The organism is Shewanella sp. Pdp11 (genome assembly GCF_002838165.1).
Classification (GTDB): Bacteria; Pseudomonadota; Gammaproteobacteria; order Enterobacterales; family Shewanellaceae; genus Shewanella; species Shewanella hafniensis.
Genome location: NZ_CP015194.1, coordinates 1,007,392 through 1,027,039, shown reverse-complemented (window position 1 = coordinate 1,027,039; position 19,648 = coordinate 1,007,392). Strand labels below are relative to the sequence as shown.

The 19,648-nt window shown below is 44.6% G+C and carries 17 protein-coding genes and 4 tRNA genes; 10 read left to right on the top strand and 11 right to left on the bottom strand.

What is annotated here, in order from left to right:
* Together AYJ58_RS04675 and AYJ58_RS04670 are read left to right on the top strand one after the other, a co-directional pair.
* Positions 1–708, top strand: a complete 708-nt coding sequence (locus AYJ58_RS04675) for a transglutaminase-like cysteine peptidase (protein WP_106649182.1) — start codon at positions 1–3, stop codon at positions 706–708.
* Between the two features lie 8 nt (positions 709–716).
* Positions 717–2,636: a bifunctional diguanylate cyclase/phosphodiesterase gene (locus AYJ58_RS04670; protein ID WP_106649181.1), complete on the top strand. Its 1,920-nt coding sequence runs from the start codon at positions 717–719 to the stop codon at positions 2,634–2,636.
* Between the two features lie 370 nt (positions 2,637–3,006).
* On the opposite strand, the gene AYJ58_RS04665 is transcribed toward AYJ58_RS04670, so the two are convergent.
* The 4 genes from AYJ58_RS04665 to AYJ58_RS04650 form a co-directional block, all read right to left on the bottom strand.
* Positions 3,007–3,083, bottom strand: a tRNA-Pro gene (locus tag AYJ58_RS04665).
* A gap of 56 nt (positions 3,084–3,139) precedes the next feature.
* A tRNA-Pro gene (locus tag AYJ58_RS04660) sits at positions 3,140–3,216 on the bottom strand.
* Positions 3,217–3,248: 32 nt separating this feature from the next.
* Positions 3,249–3,324, bottom strand: a tRNA-His gene (locus tag AYJ58_RS04655).
* Between the two features lie 53 nt (positions 3,325–3,377).
* Positions 3,378–3,454, bottom strand: a tRNA-Arg gene (locus AYJ58_RS04650).
* Positions 3,455–3,660: 206 nt separating this feature from the next.
* On the opposite strand from AYJ58_RS04650, the gene AYJ58_RS04645 reads away from it, so the two are divergent.
* Positions 3,661–6,309: a sensor domain-containing phosphodiesterase gene (locus tag AYJ58_RS04645; protein ID WP_106649180.1), complete on the top strand. Its 2,649-nt coding sequence runs from the start codon at positions 3,661–3,663 to the stop codon at positions 6,307–6,309.
* Between the two features lie 46 nt (positions 6,310–6,355).
* On the opposite strand, the gene rep is transcribed toward AYJ58_RS04645, so the two are convergent.
* A complete protein-coding gene (rep, locus tag AYJ58_RS04640; protein WP_106649179.1) occupies positions 6,356–8,368 on the bottom strand; it encodes a DNA helicase Rep in 2,013 nt (670 codons plus the stop codon).
* Between the two features lie 235 nt (positions 8,369–8,603).
* Between rep and ubiK the strand changes: the two genes are divergently transcribed.
* From ubiK to AYJ58_RS04625, 3 genes are all read left to right on the top strand, one after another.
* Positions 8,604–8,858 (top strand): ubiquinone biosynthesis accessory factor UbiK, encoded by a 255-nt coding sequence (gene ubiK, locus AYJ58_RS04635; protein ID WP_106649178.1) that lies wholly within the window; start codon positions 8,604–8,606, stop codon positions 8,856–8,858.
* A gap of 96 nt (positions 8,859–8,954) precedes the next feature.
* The gene (locus AYJ58_RS04630) at positions 8,955–9,299 is read left to right on the top strand and encodes a hypothetical protein (protein WP_106649177.1); all 345 of its coding nucleotides are present in this window, start codon (positions 8,955–8,957) and stop codon (positions 9,297–9,299) included.
* An 83-nt stretch (positions 9,300–9,382) separates the two neighbouring features.
* Entirely contained in the window at positions 9,383–9,730 is a 348-nt protein-coding gene (locus tag AYJ58_RS04625) for a hypothetical protein (protein WP_106649176.1), read from the top strand.
* Here AYJ58_RS04625 and AYJ58_RS04620 read toward each other — a convergent pair.
* A complete protein-coding gene (locus AYJ58_RS04620) occupies positions 9,727–10,899 on the bottom strand; it encodes a winged helix-turn-helix domain-containing protein (RefSeq protein ID WP_106649175.1) in 1,173 nt (390 codons plus the stop codon). The two genes, AYJ58_RS04625 and AYJ58_RS04620, sit on opposite strands and share 4 nt — an antisense overlap.
* A gap of 480 nt (positions 10,900–11,379) precedes the next feature.
* Between AYJ58_RS04620 and creD the strand changes: the two genes are divergently transcribed.
* Positions 11,380–12,858, top strand: coding sequence for a cell envelope integrity protein CreD (creD, locus tag AYJ58_RS04615; protein ID WP_106649174.1), 1,479 nt, complete (start codon positions 11,380–11,382; stop codon positions 12,856–12,858).
* Positions 12,859–12,982: 124 nt separating this feature from the next.
* The gene (locus AYJ58_RS04610) at positions 12,983–13,765 is read left to right on the top strand and encodes a phosphatase PAP2 family protein (RefSeq protein WP_106649173.1); all 783 of its coding nucleotides are present in this window, start codon (positions 12,983–12,985) and stop codon (positions 13,763–13,765) included.
* Positions 13,766–13,815: 50 nt separating this feature from the next.
* Here the strand turns inward: AYJ58_RS04610 and AYJ58_RS04605 are convergent, their stop codons facing one another.
* Positions 13,816–14,541: a substrate-binding periplasmic protein gene (locus AYJ58_RS04605; protein WP_106649172.1), complete on the bottom strand. Its 726-nt coding sequence runs from the start codon at positions 14,539–14,541 to the stop codon at positions 13,816–13,818.
* A 190-nt stretch (positions 14,542–14,731) separates the two neighbouring features.
* Here AYJ58_RS04605 and AYJ58_RS04600 point away from each other — a divergent pair, with 190 nt between their 5' ends.
* A complete protein-coding gene (locus AYJ58_RS04600; protein ID WP_006083449.1) occupies positions 14,732–15,232 on the top strand; it encodes an Lrp/AsnC family transcriptional regulator in 501 nt (166 codons plus the stop codon).
* A gap of 368 nt (positions 15,233–15,600) precedes the next feature.
* A complete protein-coding gene (locus tag AYJ58_RS04595) occupies positions 15,601–16,965 on the top strand; it encodes a sodium-dependent transporter (protein ID WP_106649171.1) in 1,365 nt (454 codons plus the stop codon).
* Between the two features lie 236 nt (positions 16,966–17,201).
* On the opposite strand, the gene AYJ58_RS04590 is transcribed toward AYJ58_RS04595, so the two are convergent.
* The 4 genes from AYJ58_RS04590 to AYJ58_RS04575 all read right to left on the bottom strand — a co-directional run bounded on the left by AYJ58_RS04590 (position 17,202) and on the right by AYJ58_RS04575 (position 19,639).
* Complete coding sequence (locus AYJ58_RS04590; protein WP_106649170.1) at positions 17,202–18,065, bottom strand: Tim44 domain-containing protein; 864 nt, start codon at positions 18,063–18,065, stop codon at positions 17,202–17,204.
* 197 nt (positions 18,066–18,262) lie between these two features.
* Positions 18,263–18,955 (bottom strand): DUF799 domain-containing protein, encoded by a 693-nt coding sequence (locus AYJ58_RS04585; RefSeq protein WP_012197725.1) that lies wholly within the window; start codon positions 18,953–18,955, stop codon positions 18,263–18,265.
* A gap of 5 nt (positions 18,956–18,960) precedes the next feature.
* Positions 18,961–19,362 (bottom strand): DUF4810 domain-containing protein, encoded by a 402-nt coding sequence (locus AYJ58_RS04580; protein ID WP_227257017.1) that lies wholly within the window; start codon positions 19,360–19,362, stop codon positions 18,961–18,963.
* Positions 19,337–19,639, bottom strand: coding sequence for a hypothetical protein (locus AYJ58_RS04575; RefSeq protein WP_014358111.1), 303 nt, complete (start codon positions 19,637–19,639; stop codon positions 19,337–19,339). Before AYJ58_RS04575 ends, AYJ58_RS04580 begins: the two co-directional genes overlap by 26 nt.
* Positions 19,640–19,648 lie beyond the last annotated feature (9 nt).

Genomic DNA, 19,648 nt, shown 5'->3' with positions numbered 1-19,648 from the left:
ATGAGCGGCAGACTTAGTTATAAACATTCATTATTGCGAGTCTGCCGCTTTAGCCTAATAGCGTCAGCCTTAGGCATATGCTGCCTATATGCTGCCCCTACGCAAAACCTTGATGAAGGGAAGATCACTTCAACCCTAGAAAAACGTTATGGTGAGCGTGCGGGGATGCGAGCTCGGGCTTGGTTCAAAGTATTATCGGAAGCGAGTGCACTGGATGAAAAAGAAAAGTTATTAAAAGTGAATAACTTTTTTAACTTATTCCGCTTTATCGATGACAGTAAATTATGGGGTGAGTCGAATTATTGGGCGACACCGATGGAATTTATTGGCGTGAATGGTGGTGACTGTGAAGATTTTTCAATCGCAAAATACTTCACCTTGCTCCAACTTGGCGTTCAAGAGGACAAGATGCGGATCACTATGGTCAAAGCCACAACTGTGAATCAATATCACATGGTATTGGCTTACTATGAGACACCAGCATCGATCCCCTTAGTTCTCGACAATCTCGACCATGAAATAAAGCCAGCCACCAAAAGAAAAGATCTACTGCCCGTTTATAGCTTTAACGGTAAACAGTTATGGCTCAATAAAGAGCAAGGCCGAGGCGTACTGGCGGGTTCGTCAACACGGCTAGAAAAATGGAACGATCTTAACCATAGATTAGGTGTTGACCGTCTTAGGCAACCAAAATTAAAACTGGAGTAGCACCAAAAATGACACTGTTTAGACAGATTTATTCGCTGCTTTTTAGCCTATTCTTGCTCGTCGTTGCAAGCCTTGGTTATGTGCAATTTACTGAGACTCAGAGCTTTTTAACCAAGCAAATGGAGTCTGATCTAAACAATGCCAGTACTTCACTCGGTCTAATGCTTACTCCAGCACTCGAAGCCGGCGATACCGCAGCAGCAGAAACCTTAGTGAATGTCATCTTTGAAGGCGGCTATTATCAAAATGTAAAGCTGACATGGATGGTCGATGGTAAGCAACAAGAGTGGAATAATCCTTTAAGAATTGAAGATGTACCTCAATGGTTTATTAATTTAAATCTATTTAAAACCATCAAAAAACAAAGCACTATCACTTCTGGCTGGTTACAGCTCGCGCAACTTGAAATCACCGCTCATCCAGGATTTGGTTATCATGAGCTGTGGCGAATCATGTCCAATACGATCATTGCCTTCTCTTTGCTTTTCCTCGTTGCCATTTTTACCGCAAGAATTGGTCTAACGTGGATATTAAAACCGTTACATACTCTATCGGAACACGCGAAAAGTATTGCGGCACGTCAATTCGGCCCGGACATGGCCTTGCCTAAAACCACGGAATTAAAAGACTTAGTAACCGCGTTTAACAGTATGTCGGCGCAGTTAAAACAAGTATTCCATTCCCTCGATGAAGAAGTCGGCGCATTACGTAAGAAGAACCTTGTAGATCCTGCGTCAGGCCTGCCGAATCGCCAATATGTGGTGAGTCGTTTAAATGGTTGGTTGAGTGAACCTAGCAGTGGCGCGTTATTCCTCGCTAAACTCGACTGGCTCGAAGAAGTGCACAGTAAATATGGCTATCAAGTCCGAGATGAAACCATACGAATTTTGGCTGAAAAGTTTCAGCTGCAGTTAAACGAAATCACACCGTCTGTCATAGGTCGCATTGCCGCCTATGAATTTGCATTTTTAGTGACGGATGTTGAACACGATCAAATCAGCAGATATTTACAAACGCTTATCCGCACCATCAACCAAGAAATGTCGAAGGCGGGCTGTAAGCCTAATGAAGACTTTGCGATTGGTATTGCGGAGCGTATTGGGCAAATGAATGTGTCGGATATTTTGGCCCAAGCCGACAACGCCCTTCAAAAAGCGTTACAAGAAAATAAAACTTTCCATTGGTTTGAAACCACAGAGCAGCAATTATTCACCCGTGAACAGTGGCGGGATAACCTTAGCCATGCCATCAGTAATAAGAAGTTTAAGTTTAGATGGCAACCAATCCAGTTTTGCGATGGCGATGGCATAGCGCAACGGGAATTATATTGCCAATTAGAGCTCGGCGATCAACTCGCCCATGCAGGGCAATTTATGCCTTATATCGAGCTCTTATCTCTCGGTGCCCTGCTCGATAAATGTTTGATTGAAACTGTCTACGAGCAGAAACTATTAGAGCGTAGCTATGAACCGCTCGCGATTAACTTAACCCACCAAAGTATTAACGATCCGCAATTCCATGAGTGGCTCAATCACTTCTTACGCAATGCCGCATTTATTGAGCGGATCTGCTTCGAAATCCCTGAAGCGGGCGTCTATAGCGATCTTAAGTCGTGTCAGCACTTATGTAACATCATTCGTGATAATGGTGCTAAGTTCGGCATTGACCACTTTGGCCGTCAGTTTGGCTCTATGTCTTATCTACAGGAATTAAGACCTAGCTATGTGAAACTCGATCAATCCTTCGCCTACTATGATGAGACCCACCACAATAGTGAACTGTGCCGCGCGCTAATCAACGTAGCGAAAGGATTAGATATTCAAGTCATAGTGACGGGTATTCAAGAACAAGCTCAGCTAGAGCGCTTTAACGAGCTTAGAACAGATGCCTATCAGGGCTTTATCGCCCCTCCGTTGAATCTTGATTAAGCCAAATTAAGAAGTGATATTAAAAGTAAAAAGCTCCGTAAGGAGCTTTTTACTTTTCTAACGACAGAATGGCTATATCGATACCGTTGCACATCTGTATTGCCTACATAGAGTTTAAGCAAACGCATAAACAATTTCTATATGAAGCTACATTGCACAAATACAAAAAAGTCCCTGTGTATTGATTAAGAATGCTGAGACGTTTCGACTTATCTGTTCGATGCGTTGAATTTGGTCGATACGTTGAAAGCGCGAGGATTCGACCTCTGCTTTCTGGCAATAAGGCTTCCAATGCCAATCAAGACAAGCAAACCGTAGATGCAAAAAAGCCTCAGTTATTCACTAGGAATGCTGAGGCTTTTTCACTAATTGGTCGGTGATAGAGGATTCGAACCTCTGACCCTCTGGTCCCAAACCAGATGCGCTACCGGACTGCGCTAATCACCGTAAATATTTCACTATTTACTTAACTTACATTAAGCTCGCTAGCTAAGCGAAGAATGTGGTCGGTGATAGAGGATTCGAACCTCTGACCCTCTGGTCCCAAACCAGATGCGCTACCGGACTGCGCTAATCACCGAGAATATCAATCTTTATATAAAACAAATGAAATGGGGTGACTGATGGGGCTCGAACCCACGACAACCGGAATCACAATCCGGGACTCTACCAACTGAGCTACAATCACCACTGACTTTCACTTATCTTGCTAACCTAAAAGCTCACAACTCTGTTCGGAATTGGTGCGCCCAAAAGGATTCGAACCTTCGGCCTCACCCTCCGGAGGGGTGCGCTCTATCCAGCTGAGCTATGGGCGCTCGCCTTGGTTAGCGCCGCATATACTAGGGTCAAATCCCCTTTGAGTCTATAGCTGTTTTGCACTTTTTTTACTGACTGCTCAAGTTTTATCACATTAGCTGACTTTTAAAGCAAAATGCAGCCAAAATATGACTTGGATGTTACAGTATTTCATGCTAATTATAGTGTTTGGTAAATGCAACCCTATATTTAACTAGTGAGTATCATGTTTAAGGATGAAGATGAAACTGGCCAGCCTCGTATAAATGAAGCTGAACGCTTACGCAAAAAAATTATTCGCTTAAAACAATTAGCGCATAAGTATAAGCATGCTGAGATCATTCAAAACGCATTACTCGAAATATCCAATATTGCGACCCATGCTTCTTCACTCGAAGAATTCTATGTCGGCGTGCATAGCCACCTAAAACAACTCATCCCCGCTGATAATTTTTTTATTTCAACCCTTGATATCAGCACTGGCGAGCTTGCTATCCCTTTTTTCGCCGACGAAAAAGACGCGCATCCTGCAGAGCTTTATCCAGAACAATCATTATCAACATTATTACAACAGGGATTAACGGGCTACGTTCTTAGAACGGGTAAGGCTTTGTTATGTGATAATGACAAAGTCAATGAACTGATTGCCGCAGAGGAAATCGTTAACTTAGGTTCTCCCTGCCATTTATGGCTTGGCGTGCCCATTAAACACGATGACATAGTAACCGGTGTGTTAGCCGTACAAACCTACGACACAAATGTCAGCTATGGGGAAATCGAACTCGAGTTGATGACCTTCATTTGTCACCATATCTCAGGAGTAATGGAACGGCTCAAGCATCAAGAACAATTAGAACAAGCCATTCAACAAAGAACCAGAGAACTCAGCCAAGCCTATGATAAATTAAAACTAGAAGTCTATGAAAGACGCAGAGCCGAGCGCTTACAAAAATCACTGTTCGAAATTGCCGAACTAGCCAGTTCCAGTGCCGACAACCCAGACTTTTATGCCCAGTTACATAATGTCATTCGACATCTTATTCCTGCCAATAATTGCTACATTGCGCTTTTGGATGACACAGAAACACATCTCACGTTTCCCTTTTATGTCTCGCAATTAGCCAATAAGCACCCAGGAACTCGGCCGCTACAGGACGGCTTAACTGAATATGTGCTCAAACATAAGCGGCCACTGCTGTTAGATCAAAATAGTATCAATGCGTTAATCGCCGCTGGTGAGCTTTATTCCCAAGCACCAGAATTAAATCATACTCAGACTATGCATCAATGGATTGGTATTCCTCTCTTTATCCATGATCAAGTACGTGGTGCCTTGACGATTTACAGTTTTAGCATGACACAGAATTACCAGGTCAAAGACTTAGAATTACTGACATTTGTCTCGCAACACATTGGTTCTGCTATTGAGAAGAAACTGTCCGCTGAGTCCTTGCAGCGCAGTTATGAAGAGCTAGAAGAAAAAGTCATCGACCGTACGAAAGCGTTAGCCGAACTCAATCAAAACCTTGAGAAAGAAATTCAACAACGTCGCAGTATGGAAGCTAAGCTAGTTCACGATGCTAAACACGATGCACTCACAGGCTTGCCTAACCGCGCTATGTTTATGGAGCGCTTATCTCACGCGATTAAGCACGTCCGTCGCCACAGCTTAGAACAATTTGCCCTGCTCTTTATCGATCTCGACCGCTTCAAACAGATTAACGACACTATGGGACATTTAGAAGGCGATAAATTCTTAATTGAGACCGCAAGCCGCCTCAAGTCCTGCATTCGTGATAACGACACCTTAGCGCGCCTAGGTGGCGATGAATTCGTTATCTTGCTCGATAGTATTAACAACATTAACGATGCAAGAGATGTATCAGAAAGAGTGATCCAAAAAATATCCCAACCCTATCGACTCGGCACCATGGAATTTAACTCTGGCGCCAGTATCGGTATTACCATCAGTGGTAAGCATAAAGTCGATACCAGTGAATCTATGTTGCGTAATGCAGATACAGCCATGTATCAGGCGAAAGCCAACGGTAAGGGCTGCTATGTTATTTTTGATGATAACGCCCAACATCAAGCTATACAGGATGTCGAGTTAGAGACTGAATTTAGGCATGCATTACACAATGCCGAAATCGAACTCAGTTATTTACCTGTCGTCGATTTTAACACTGGTCAAGTGAATGCATTAGAAAGCCGTTTGTTCTGGCAACATCCGCAGCGCGGACTTTTGCAACAAGACCAACTCAGTGCGCTTGCTGAACAGTCACACCTTACTGTTGAGCTCGATAAATATACGATCAGCATCATAGATAGCAGCTATCCCCAACTCCTCAAGCAATATGATGAATCTGTTGAATTACATGTCATGCTTTCGAGCCAACATCTCAAGCATAAGCATGTACTGCGCAGTTTGAAAAACACTCTCAAGCAAACCCAGTTAAACCTGAGCCATTTGTGGTTATTCTTCAATGAAAAAGCCCTAGTGCAGGAAACTGAAAATCATATCAATGGCTTTGAATTGTTGCAGAAACTCGGAGTAAAACTCGGGATAAGCCATTATGGCAGCGGCTATAGCGCATTAAATAGCTTATTGTTTTTGCCGATTAAAGGCTTAAAGCTCGACGCCAATCTCACCAAACAGATACAAGCAGAGCAGCAGCTTAAGTTAATGTCCGCTTATCAAAAGACGGCATCAACCTTAGAACTGCAAACCTTTGTCGATGGCATTGATAACCCTGAACAAAAACGAATTTTCAGTGAACTGGGTTATCAACTGGGTCAAGGGGCCGCTTTAGCCGACACTTTTACCTTAAGTCACACTCAACCACAGAGCTGTGCTCAGCTCGAATATGCCTAAATAAAACCAAGCGATTGACTTTAAATAACAGTAAGTGAAACGCTCACTATTTTTTAAACATATCCCTTAAGCTAGAAATATTGGCTCGCCCCGTTTGCATCCGCTCCTGCTCAGTTTGCTGTGGTTTACGATTTTCCCACACCACATCGTCTTGAGGTAACTCAAGTAGAAAACGACTCGGCTCACAACGCATGGTTTCGCCAAATTGGCGCCTTTCACGGCAGAGGGTAAACCACAGTTCACGTTGAGCCCGAGTGATGCCCACGTAGGCTAAGCGACGTTCTTCATCGACATTGTCCTCATCTATGCTGGTTTGATGGGGCAAGATACGCTCCTCCACTCCCACCATAAACACAAACGGAAACTCTAAGCCCTTAGAAGCATGCAAGGTCATCAACTGCACCTGATCGCCACCTTCATCCTCACTATTGCGCTCCATCATGTCTCTGAGTGTCAGCCGAGTCACGACCTCAGGCAAGGTCATTGGCTCATCTAATTCATCACCTGCGAGCATCTCAGTGACCCAACGATAAAGCTCTGAGATATTCTTCATCCGCATTTCAGCGGCTTTGGCACTCGTGCTGGTTTCGTATAGATAATCTTCATAATTGATCTTACGGATCAAATGCTTCACTGCCTCGACAGGCTCACCACGCTCGGCATGATCCCCTGTCTCGACGATGAAACGCCCAAACTGATACAGGGATGACATAGCCGCAGGCGGTAAATGATGATTCAGTTCAGGCTCAAAAATCGCCGCAAACATAGAAATATGCTTCTCGTTGGCAAAATTACCTAAGCGTTCTAAAGTCGATGGGCCTATGCCACGTTTAGGCAAGTTAACGATGCGCAGGAAAGCATTATCGTCATCGGGATTCACCACCAGCTTTAGATAGCCCATGATGTCTTTGATTTCAGCACGGGCGAAGAATGACGTACCGCCACTCAATTTATAAGGAATACGGTTAGTCATCAGCGCGCGTTCGAGTAACCGCGATTGGTGGTTGCCGCGATACAGAATCGCATAGTCGCCAAATTGAGTACGGCCGACAAACTTGTGCCGCACAATTTCGGCGACCACACGCTCGGCCTCTTGCTCCTCGTTGGCGGCAAATAGCACCCGCAGCGGCTCACCATAGGCAAGCTCACTAAAGAGTGCTTTATCGTAAACATGGGGATTGTTCGCGATAAGAATGTTGGCAGCCCGTAGGATCCGTTGGCTAGAACGGTAATTCTGCTCGAGCTTAATTAACTTAAGCTGCGGAAAATCTTTACCCAATAATACGAGGTTTTGTGGCTTAGCACCGCGCCATGAATAGATAGACTGATCGTCGTCACCCACTACGGTAAAGCGCGCCCGCTCACCCACTAACAGCTTTACCATTTCATATTGGCTGGTATTGGTATCTTGATATTCATCCACCAGCAAGTATTGGATCTTGGTTTGCCAGCGGGTACGCACTTCTTCATGGTGTCGCAACAATAAGGTTGGCATCAGAATCAAATCGTCAAAATCTAAAGCGTTATAGGCTTTCATATGCTGGGCATAACGCTGATACAACATAGCAAATAAGTGCTGTTGCTCATCTTTAGCAATTTTGCGTGCGTGCTCGGGAATAATTAAGCCGCCCTTCCAGTTTGAAATCGTACTGGCGAGCGCTTTAAGTAAATCTTTATCTTCATCTAACTCATCTTGGGTTAACTCTTTGAGTAGCGCTAAGGTATCTTGATCATCAAACAGCGAAAAACCCGGTTTTAAACCTAAGACCTTATGCTCGCGTTTAATGATCTCAAGCCCTAAGGTGTGGAAGGTTGAAATCCACAATCCTCTGGCCTCTTTGCGTCCCATGGACTGAGCGACCCGCTCTTTCATCTCACGGGCAGCCTTGTTGGTGAAGGTCACCGCCGCTATATTGCGCGCCTTATAGCCGCACTTTTCGACCAAGTAAGCGATTTTATTGATAATAACGCGCGTCTTACCACTGCCCGCACCCGCCAATACTAGGCAAGGGCCTGAAACATAATGAACAGCATCGTTTTGGGCGGGATTGAGTTTCATCTTTGCGCAATATCCAAACAAGTCGACAGAAAAGGATGGGATCATAGCAGAATCGGCGGTTTTAAGGCTAACAAATCCCCGCTTGGTCTGAGCAGAACCCAACCCAATAGGCATGCTTGGCCGTGATATAAGCCTCAACAACGGCTTACAAAAAGTCATTACACGTTAGCTTTACTTTTGAAACCAAACACACTGGGTTACAATCAACTCATTCAGAGAAAAGGCGGACAAGATCATGATCAATCCAAAGAAAATCGAAGAAATGGCGAAACAACTGAGCGAAAGTTTGCCCAGCGGTCTGAAGCAATTTGCCGGTGAATTTGAAGAACGCAGCAAGCAAGTTCTGCAAAATCAATTGCTCAAGTTGGATATGGTTTCCCGTGAAGAATTTGATGTGCAGCAACATGTGCTACTGAAAACCCGCGAAAAATTAGAAGCGCTGCAAGCTCAAGTCAATGAGCTAGAAAAAAAGCTCAACGCTGCAGACTAACTTAGGTTATACCTGTTTAATAAAGCACAGTGGGCGAAAACGCAGCTGTGCTTTTTTGTTTTTAACGCTTTGAGCAGTGCGTCACTTGGGGGAACAATGCAGCAACTCGCCAGTTATATTCTTTCGATTCACGGATACCCAAGCTTAGTATCGGTAGTGAACCAGTCGAGTAAAAGCCATAGCTATCAAGATAACGACCTCACTATTCATGAAGTAGAAACGCTGTATCACTTCGATAATGGCGTGGTGATCTGCCAGCAAACCGAGCAAGATCAACTCATGCTTGAGACGACATCTGATAATGTTTGCGAAGACTATTGGATAAACTATCGAGTGATAGTATCAAGCGGAATCGTTATTTCACCGCAGCAGAAATCCTTCAGTAACCTGTGTCAACAAGGATTCTGGCTCAAAATGCAACGGGATCGTAGCTCAAGATAGACCTGTAAAATAGATCTACAAAATAGACCTGCAAGCCTGTGTGATTTAGACAAAGCATCAACAGAGGGAAGACGATAAGCGTGATGGAAACCGCTGTGGAGTTAATCACTTTTGAGAGCCTAATACGCTGGGCATTCCTCCTGCTCGGTGGCCTACCATTACTCACTTATCCCGGAGTGCTCCTCGCCAGTTTGATGGGACTGGCCAGTCAATCAAGCATTAAACCCGCTTTTATCACTCGATTGATGAATCAGTGTTTTCTATGGGGAAGCCTAGTTTATCCCGCCGTGTATATTCCCTGCTATCGCCTTGCTAGCAATAGCACTGCGACTTCATCCTTAATCATTGCAGCGCTGCCACTGCTGTATCTAATCTTACTGTATGGCTGCTTTCGCTTTATGGACATTCCAATTAAAACGACTGATGACTAGCACTTTTGTTGCCGTGCATATTTTTGCTTCAGGCCTTTATGATTTGCTTTAACTAACTTCCAGCGATCGCAACTGTTAAAGCGGGCGTATTCCTTGATGGCGATGTCAAATGCAGCACAGAAATCCTCATCTAAGCCATTCACCATCACGCCCTCTTCTAAGGTCAATTGCTGTAATAGCAATATGCCCGTTTGGCGATCGGCTTTCACATCCACGCAGCCAACAAAAGTGTCGCGCCACAGAATCGCTAAAGAATAATAACCATACCGACGCTTTTCAGCGGGCACATAGACTTCAATTTGATAATCAAAATCAAACCATTGTTTTAGTCGTTGCCGTTGGATTAATAAATTATCGAAGGGATTTAGCAGCCAGACTTTATTAGATAATGGCGCATTGAGCTGTAATGCACAGTGATAGAAGTAACTTTGGCCTGCAACCTTAAAACTGGCTAATAACCCCTGTGAGTGCATCTCTACCAGCTCTTGGGCAACCGCTGATTTTAATCCTTTACGTAGATAGGCAATTTGCGCCGCTGTGCCAAAGGCATGGGCATAGAGATAACGATCAATCAGATAACGGATAAACTCAGCCTCTGTTGGTGCTTCGGTATTAATACCTTGTGGTAACACCCGCGCAGTGAGATCGTAAACCTTCTGGAATTTTTCCCGCCGCACTACCATCAACTCACCACGCATAAAGAGCTGCTCTAGGGCTTTTTTCGCAGGTTTCCAATCCCACCAGGCACCATTTTTACCTTCACTGTGTTCAAAATCACTGGCCTTGAGCGGCCCTTCTGCAAGGATTCTCGCCCGCACTTCCTGCATCACTTTATCATCGGGTTCAAACCAATGCTTACCGCCATTTTGCAACTGTTGTTTACGTTGCAAACTAAACCGGTAATCGGCAATCGGTAAATAAGCCGCCGCATGGGACCAATATTCAAAAATCTCACCTTTAACCAAAGCCGAATCAAGCATCTTCGGCTGGTATCCAGGCATACGGCTATGCAATACATGGTGATGCGCCCGTTCAACCACATTAATCGAGTCGATTTGCACATAACTGAGGCGCGAGATAGTCTCAGCCACCGAAGTCTGTGGCTGCAATAATCCTTGCTGCTGCATCGTTAATTGCAGCCATTCGCGGGGTGAAAAGGGATTAGACATCTCGTTTCCTAAGGTAAAACCTGCAAACACTAAGCCCAACAGACAAAACTAAGATTCTAAAAAATGCTGATGTAGTTTGTATCTTTCAAATGAGCCCCTAAAATACACCGCAAACCAGCTCATGCAGCGCGCTATTCGGATAACATAAGCCATTTATAACTTAACGGCTATCGCTTTACAGCCTTGTGAGTTACACGTCTTTAAGCAAAGCTTCGAAGCACTGCTTAAGCACATTCGAAAAGAAGATGACTACGAGGCAAAACATCCCAGATTTGGCAAAGACACCCCACTCTCAGATTTATAAACGTGATTAATGAGTATGGATTTAGTGGTAATTGCCATAATTTTGCCACTATTGATCAGCAACTTGCCCGCAACTCTTACGGGGAAATCTGTTTTAATACCCGCCGTGATACCGAGCTAACTCAGCACAATCTTAGCGGTGAAGTCTCGGTCGTATTTCATAGGGAATGAAATCCAATGTTCAGTATTATTTTCTGGGTACTCACCCTACTTAGTTTGGCCTTATTTGGTGGCGCGGCCTATTTAGTGGTGCGCGCACTCCTCAAAAAATTTAATCAAAATCAAGGAATAGACATGGAATCGCCACAGGCACTGTCCTCACACAGTAAAGGGACGTCACTCGCTAAAAACACGACTCTATTGAAAGCGTTAACCATAGGCATGCTGTCGATCTTAGCTTTGATCCCATTAGGGATCATCATGGACATGACCTCAGATCGCGAAGCCCTGTACCACAGTGTTGTCGATGAAATTGGCCGTTCATGGGGCGAGCAACAAACGCTCTCAGGACCTGTGCTTGTCATTCCCTATAGCTATTTTGTGATGCAGGAAGAAGTCAGCGCCGATGGCAAAAATCGCCATCAAGTAAAGCGTACCTATCAAGATGAATTGGTCATACTGCCAAAAAAGCTCAAACTAGATTTAGATCTCAAACATGATTTCCGTACCCGCGGCATTTATCAATCCTTAGTTTATAACGCCACTTTGCAAGGCAAAGCAGATTTCAGTTTAAGTCATTATGAAATCCCCAACCTCATTGCCTTTGACAATAAAAATGCGCGTCTCGCCTTTGGTGTCTCATCAAATCAAGCCATTGATAAAGTGGATAAACTTGAATTGACGGGTGAGGAGGTCACGCTGTCAGGCTCGCTGATGTCGGGCACAGGTTTAGGCACCACTGGCGGTTTAGAAAAAGGCTTCAACCAAGGTGTACAAGTCGGTGAAGCGAGTGACTTTAGTGTGGACTTTGCGATGACACTGCGCGGCTCGCAGTCGATTAGTGCCTTACCGCTGGGCGAACAAACCCTGCTCAATATTCATGCGGATTGGCCACACCCGAGCTTCAAGGGATTATTACCAGCAGAACGTGATATTAACGCACAGGGTTTTACCGCAAGCTGGAATATCAGTCACTTAACCCGTAACTACCCGCAGGAGTTTATTAAGAGTAATCAATCGACCCTGACCGAAGTGTCGGCCAATGCGATTCTGTTCGAGCCCGTGACTCACTACGGCAAGATTGAACGCTCAGTGAAATACGGCCTACTGTTTATCGTACTGACTTTTATCATGTTATTTATTTTTGAGCTGGGGCAAAAAACCAGTCTTAGTACGATTCAATATGTGTTAGTCGGCAGCGCCATGGCCTTGTTCTATTTGCTCCTGCTGTCGCTATCTGAGCATTTAGCCTTCTTGCATGCCTATTTAATTGCCGCCTGTATTCCTGTGCTATCGGTATCCGCCTATGTCGGCAGCGCCACGGCAAGTATCAAGCGCGGTGCGATAGTGGGCATTATGCTGGTGAGTTTATATGCCGTGCTGTACTCGATACTGCAACTGGAAGACTACGCCCTGCTGATGGGCACAGGATTACTGCTCGTTGTCCTACTGATTTTGATGTTTGTCACAAGGCATCAACCCAAGAACACGGCGTAACAACGCCCTACCAATCCACCCTTGAAGACCCCCGACAGCGCCACTTTTTGCTGTCGGGATTTTTTTTGATTGGCAAAGCCATTGCCGCGTTGTAGCCTATGGCGTTTATCAAGAGGCTTATATTTTGACCCATAGCGCCTATCTTTTCCGCCGTTTAGGCTTTGCTTGGTTATTGCTGGCAAGCATTCCTGGCTTACTGTTACTGACCCAGAATCAGCTGTTCCCACTGATCGATCTGCACTCTCACTTAGCCCAAACTTTATATTGGATTACCATGACGGGCACAGCGCCCTATGGCGTAGCCACTGTGTTGTTTGTGCTGGCTATCGCCTATCGTCTTATGCCTAAAACCCTCTTTATGAATTTGTTTTTAGCTATAGGTCTCAGCCAAGTCATTAGCTTAAGTGTGAGCCATACGCTCAAATCCTATTTCAAAGAGCCCAGACCTAATCTGGTCTTTTTGGCTGAGCAAGCACTGCCTACGAACGAGCAGCTTTCACTCGATGCCTTTTATCAATTGGATAAACAGGGGCGCTCCGAGACAATATCCAATGCGCTCGATAGCTTAAAAGTGGCAGAGCCTGAGATGAGGCTCGACTCGCGCATCCACCAGCATTGGGAAAATGAAATCGGTTATTCCTTCCCCTCTGGACATACCATTTTTGCAGTGACGCTCGTGCTCACCGCCAGTTACTATCTGCTGCTCGCAGGCTTACCTAGCCTTGTAATAACATTATGGAGCTGGGGATTATTGATGGGATTAAGCCGCATGCTATTAGGAATGCACTGGCCACAAGATGTGCTGTTTTCGACCTTTTTAGCCGCCTTCATCAGCTGCTTGAGCGTGTTCTTAGTCAGTAAGCTGCGTCCACTCCCGCAAGCGCTCGTGAACAAGCCCAAACCCTAACCTCTGTTGTTGATCACCTCAACCGAGTCTCTCCAAATACTTAGGCCTAGCTAAGCACTGCCTAAGTATTTGGCCACTAAGGCCTGATAAACTCCATTAGCCTTAATTTTTGCCAACCCTTGATTAAACGTGTCCCGCGCGACTGAGTTGTGGAACACCATGCGATAGGATGTCGGTGGGAAAATAAAGTGATAGCTCAATGCTTGCTGGGTGTCGATATTGGGTTCAACAAACCTATTCAATTGGGTAAAGATATAACGGTCGGCAATCACAGTATTAATCCGGCCTAAGTACAACATACGATTCTGGCTTAATTGAGTATCGACTTCGCGATAAATCGTCTGTTGCGCTACGGCATTAAATTCAGCACCGAGCAACAAGCGAGCATTTTCAAAGGCTGCGATACTGTAGTTTTTAAGATCGGCAATACTTTTTATTTCAAGGTGTTGCGCAGCCAAGCTAATCGCCACATTGGTATAGTCGACATAATCATTAGACCAATAGCCATCGACACCATTTGCGGGATTCATGGTCATCACAGCATCTAATCTGTCTTTGTTGAAATATAAGATTTGGCGCTTACGAGAGTAAAATTTGAAGTTAACTGACTGGCCCATTTCCTTAAAAGCGGCCTTAATAATATCAATCTCAAGTCCCGATTCGGCATCTTCGATAATATAGGGTGGGCGATTTAACGCACTACCAATGGTTATCGAGGCAGAAAATGCATACGTCGGTAAGATTAATAGGCAGATTAACAGCAAACTCAAGCGCATACAGTGTCTCACTCTTATTAGTATCATAACTATAGCGGTTAATGCAGGGAGATCCAGACAGCGCGCCCTCACTCACAGTCAGTAAAGGTGATCACTCCCCCAACTTTTACAACCTGATTACTCAAGATTTTTGGCAAACTTGGCTAAGGCTGGCAAACTAGGGGCTGACCCAGCTAACCCTAAGCTTTCGATGACAGAAACTCACCCATACAAACTCGATCAACTCGATTTAACCATTTTGCGTTTACTGCAAACCCACGGCAGATTGTCCAACCTCGAACTGGCCAATAAAGTAGGCCTGTCGCCGTCCCCTTGCTCGCGCCGTGTTAAAGCCCTAGAAGAAGCGGGCTATATTGCCGATTATGCAACGCGTCTGTCGGCGGATAAATTCAACCTGCATTTGACCGCATATATCCATGTGCGGATGGAAAAACACACGCCAGCAATTCTTAATCAATTTGAAGCCAATGTACTGGCCTACGAAGAAGTCCAAGAATGCGCGCTGATCACAGGTTCTGAAGCCGACTACCAACTCAAAGTGTTAGTGCAAGATATGGCGCACTTTCGCACTTTCCTGTTAGATAAACTCACGACCAATGTGCATATCGCAGGTGTGCATTCCAGCTTTGTGTTGAAAAAGGTCAAAGACCACACGGCCATTCCCTTAAGCCATATCACCATTCAACCATAGGCTCAGTAAAAGATACGGCGTTCTGACACTCAATGTTGCGACATGACTCAGACTTATCCAGTCACAATCGCGGCTCAAGTAAAGTCATAGCATCAAAATACCCACTAAGCTTCTGCCATACGGTATTTTTTGACCATAAGATCACAATTCATTGCATTTTTATCATCGCAATTATTCACTAAAGTGAGCTCACTAGTCGTCGCCACTCGCAATATAGTCTCGAAAAACACAACAAGAAGAAATGTAACGCTAAATTACCAGCAAAATAGGAATATAAATTGCCGATTAACATCAAATTAACGCACTAAAATTGCGTTGAACTTCTTATTTATCCGCCTAAGATACGCCTTCTTTTTACGGGAGGCACAATGCAATCGGCCAATACAAGTTCGACTAACCACTTCAGCTCACGCTTAGGTTTTATCATGGCGGCAGCCGGTAGCGCCGTGGGTGTAGGTAACATTTGGGGATTCCCCACTCAAGCGGCCACCCATGGCGGCGGTGCCTTTTTACTGGTTTACCTGATACTGATTTTTATCCTAGGCATTCCCATGCTCATGGCTGAACTCATGATAGGTCGCCACGGACAAACCAACCCCGCCGATGCCATGGGCAAACTCGGCTTCAACACCCTAACTCGCAATTTAGGCAAGGCGATCGGTTTGATTTCCATCGTCACCGCGGGATTGATTTATACCTTCTACAGCATTCTTTCTGGCTGGTTTGCCAGCTACGCCATCGCCCCGATTGCCACAGCCTTTGGTTCGAACGATACCGCCGCTTGGTTAGTGGATTTCTCGCTGTCACGTAATCTGGTGTTCACGCTGATCTTCAGCACACTCGTGTTTCTGGTATTGCTGCAAGGCGTGCAAGACGGCATAGAAAAATGGTCGAAACGCTTAATGCCGCTACTGTTGATCATGCTGATCGCGGGCGTCGCCTATATCTTTACCCTTAATGGCGCGAGCGAAGGTATTACCGCACTATTAACGCCTAACTTTACCAAGGCACTGGCGCCAGATACCTTGATCAGTGCGCTCGGACAAACCTTCTTCTCACTCACCATAGGCACAGGTGCCATGATGGTTTATGGCAGCTATTTGAGCCAAAAAGAGAATATCGCTAAGCTGACCGTCTGGGTTGCCTTTACCGATAGCGGCATCGCCTTTCTCGCCGCCTTTTTAATCATCCCAGCCATGTATGTGGCCCAGCACAATGGCGTGCAGATTTTTAACGCCGAAGGCAAACTACTCGACTCAGATGCGCTGGTGTTTACTGTTTTACCCGCATTATTTTCGACCTTAGGTGACACGGCCAACCTCATCATTAGCGTGGTGTTTTTTATTCTGCTGATCATCGCCGGCCTGACTTCTGCCATTTCCATCGCCGAAGTCCCGACTAGCTATGTGATGCAAAAATTCAAACTCAGCCGCCAGCGCGCCACCTTGATCATCGGTCTATTACTGACCTCATTATCCCTATTACTGGCGGTATTTTTTGAGACGCTATTTAGCTTCACTATTATGCTCACCACCCAAATCGCCCAGCCGCTGGTCGCCCTCGGCATTGCGATTTACTTAGGTTGGATTTGGCGCCAAAGCCAGTTACTCAAGGCGATTCGTGGACAAGATGGTGTCGATACCACAGGACTCTTCTGGCGCATTTGGCCAAGATACGTGAAGTATGTGTGCCCAGTACTGATCATCGCGATTGCCATCAGGCAATTTGTATAACTCTTTAAAAAGCAAAAATCCCCGCTAAGTGCGGGGATTTTTATCTAGCAATAAATGATCTAATTAGCTTCTTTAAAATAATCATAAAGTCTTGCTGACGCCAATAGTGAATGCGATGACAGCTGTATCCTTCAATCATTAATAAAGTTGAACTGCTAAGGGAGGCTGGATTTGAGCTAAAGGGGGATATAAACAGCAGCCTTAAGAGATTAAGGCTGCTTTTGAAGATGGGCAGATTACTGTTCGATACCAACGATCAACCAAGGTGAATTGGCTTGCGTTACGTTACGCTCTAAATGCCAGATTTCCTTAATTTCCTCTTCTACGCCTTCAACGGTATCGCGATAGCGGCCGCTAAATTTAACACTCACTTCCGCAAGATTTGCATTGTGTGTGGCGCGGACAAGTTCTGCATCCAAAAACATCACTTCAGTGTGCTGCTCGCCCACTAACTCGCGGCGTTGGTTGCTGAGTTCATTGTAAAGATCAATAGAAACATACTCTTGGATTTTGCTTAAGTCGTTTTCATTCCACGCCAATTGCAAGGTTTTGTAATGACTACGCGCACCTTCCAAAAAGCCGGGTAAATCAAAACCGGCTGGCAAATCGAAAGGAACTGCGCTTGTCGCTTGACCAAAACCATTGCTGCCGCTGTTTGCATTGGTGGCAAAACCTGTTTGTTCAGTCTGTTGACGCTGCATATTCGGATTGGGTTGGCCAGCACCCGCATAGGCTGGTCTTTGCTGCGCCCCCGCTTTTGAGGCCATCACAGTACGGACGATTTTGAATAGTACGAATGCCAGCAAACCGATTATCAAAATATCCATGATTTGAATATTTTCAAAACCACCGCCCATAAACAGCGCAGCCAATAGGCCGCCCGCTAATAAACCGCCTAACATGCCGCCCATCATACCTTTCTTGCCCGGCGCGCCCGCTGGTGCCGTAGTCGGTGTGTTAGTCGCCGCTGGTTGAGCAGGCGCTGTTTGATGGCTCTTGCCAATAGATTTACTACCGCCGAACTTTTTCGCTTCTGCGACTGGACTAGCAACCAAGCTAACCGCAAAAATCATCGCAAACATAATTAATAACTTTTTCATTTATAAGATCTTTGTATGTATGACCAGAGGTGCAGGCATCATAGCGGGATGACATTATATGTCAACTATGAAAAAGCGGAGGCTGGTTTTTCATTCTTTTTGAGTTAATGAGTAAATATATTTAAGAGTTACATCTTAAGATGGATTGTTTCAAATTGAAAATAGGCCTTAAAGAGGGTTAAGGCCTGCTACATGTATTACTTAGTTTTTTGCTGAATAATTTTAATATCTTGATCTTTTAAATACTGTGGGTGGTAAGGCCCGACTGGTACGCTATAGATAAAACGAGCATTCGCTTGCTTAGCATAAGTCGTATAATCAGCCGATGCAGTATTAATGGCAGTTACAATTGCATTAGCCAATAGACCAACTAACCCGCCACTACCTGAATTACCAGACAAATCGACCACAACAGTACCAGTGTAGTTCCATAAGACTTCTGAGGTCTTCGTTGACTTGATTTCAGCTTCAATTGATACCGTCAAATTAGAGGCAACTACGGCATAAGATGTGTCCCATTTAACAATCTTTGTAAAGAGCACAGCATCAGCACCAAAGTACTCTTGAAACTTATTCAGTGGGATATCATAAACTAATTCACTGTCATAAATCCCTTGCTCTTTTAATACCGCGGCGGTCAGCTCATATGGAAATATGTAGTAACCATGAAAAGCAACTGGCATTTCAACTGTGGTTGAGTAGTAATCCTTTGCGTCAGCAGCTGTACTCAAATTGATTGGTGGCATGATCAATAATGATTTTGGTTTTTCGGTGTACATTCCAGGAAACTCAGTGCCTTTTGTCACATAAGTTGGTGAAACACAGGCCGTCAGCAATGTAGAAGCAAAAACGATCACTAAAACTGGTTTAAATAGATTAAACAGAGACATTGCACTTATCCTTGCGCGTTAGCTTTTTTTATCAGGTTATTCATAAATACTTCAGCTTCTGGGTAGAGCTTTTTCTCAAGCTCAAAGTACTCAACCGCTTTATTACTATCGTTTGCTTGTAGGTGAATAAAGCCTAAGTTGGCATATACTCCAGGCGGTACGCGCATTGATTTCTCACCAGATTTAGTGATAATATTTTCTAATGACGATTTCCATTTCAAAGCGTTTTCATCACCCGCATCACGTTTTAACGCGTAAAAACTTTCCGAATAATTACCATATTCGTACATCGGTTTTTGGGTTGCTGAGCAACCACTTAATAAAATAATAAACCCAAGTAAACTGACTAATTTCATTTTCATCAAAGCTATTTCCGTATTATTAAGGGACATAAATTTCTTTTTCATGACCATCGCCAAGCAAAAGCTCACGTTTAACGATGACCTGATTATTTCGTGTGATTACGATAAGATGTTTTCCTGGTAAAATACGGTATTGGTTTGCAATGCCAGTTTTAGTAACCGTGAATGCATGCACATTATCAATAGATACATCAACACCCTCAGCCGTGCCGGTAAAATATAAATATGATGCAGAAGCTTCTGATTTTACACCGCTGTTATACCCGCATCCAGATACAGCAAATAAGGCTGCACTGACGATAAGCAATTTAATTAAATTCATCACGAATCC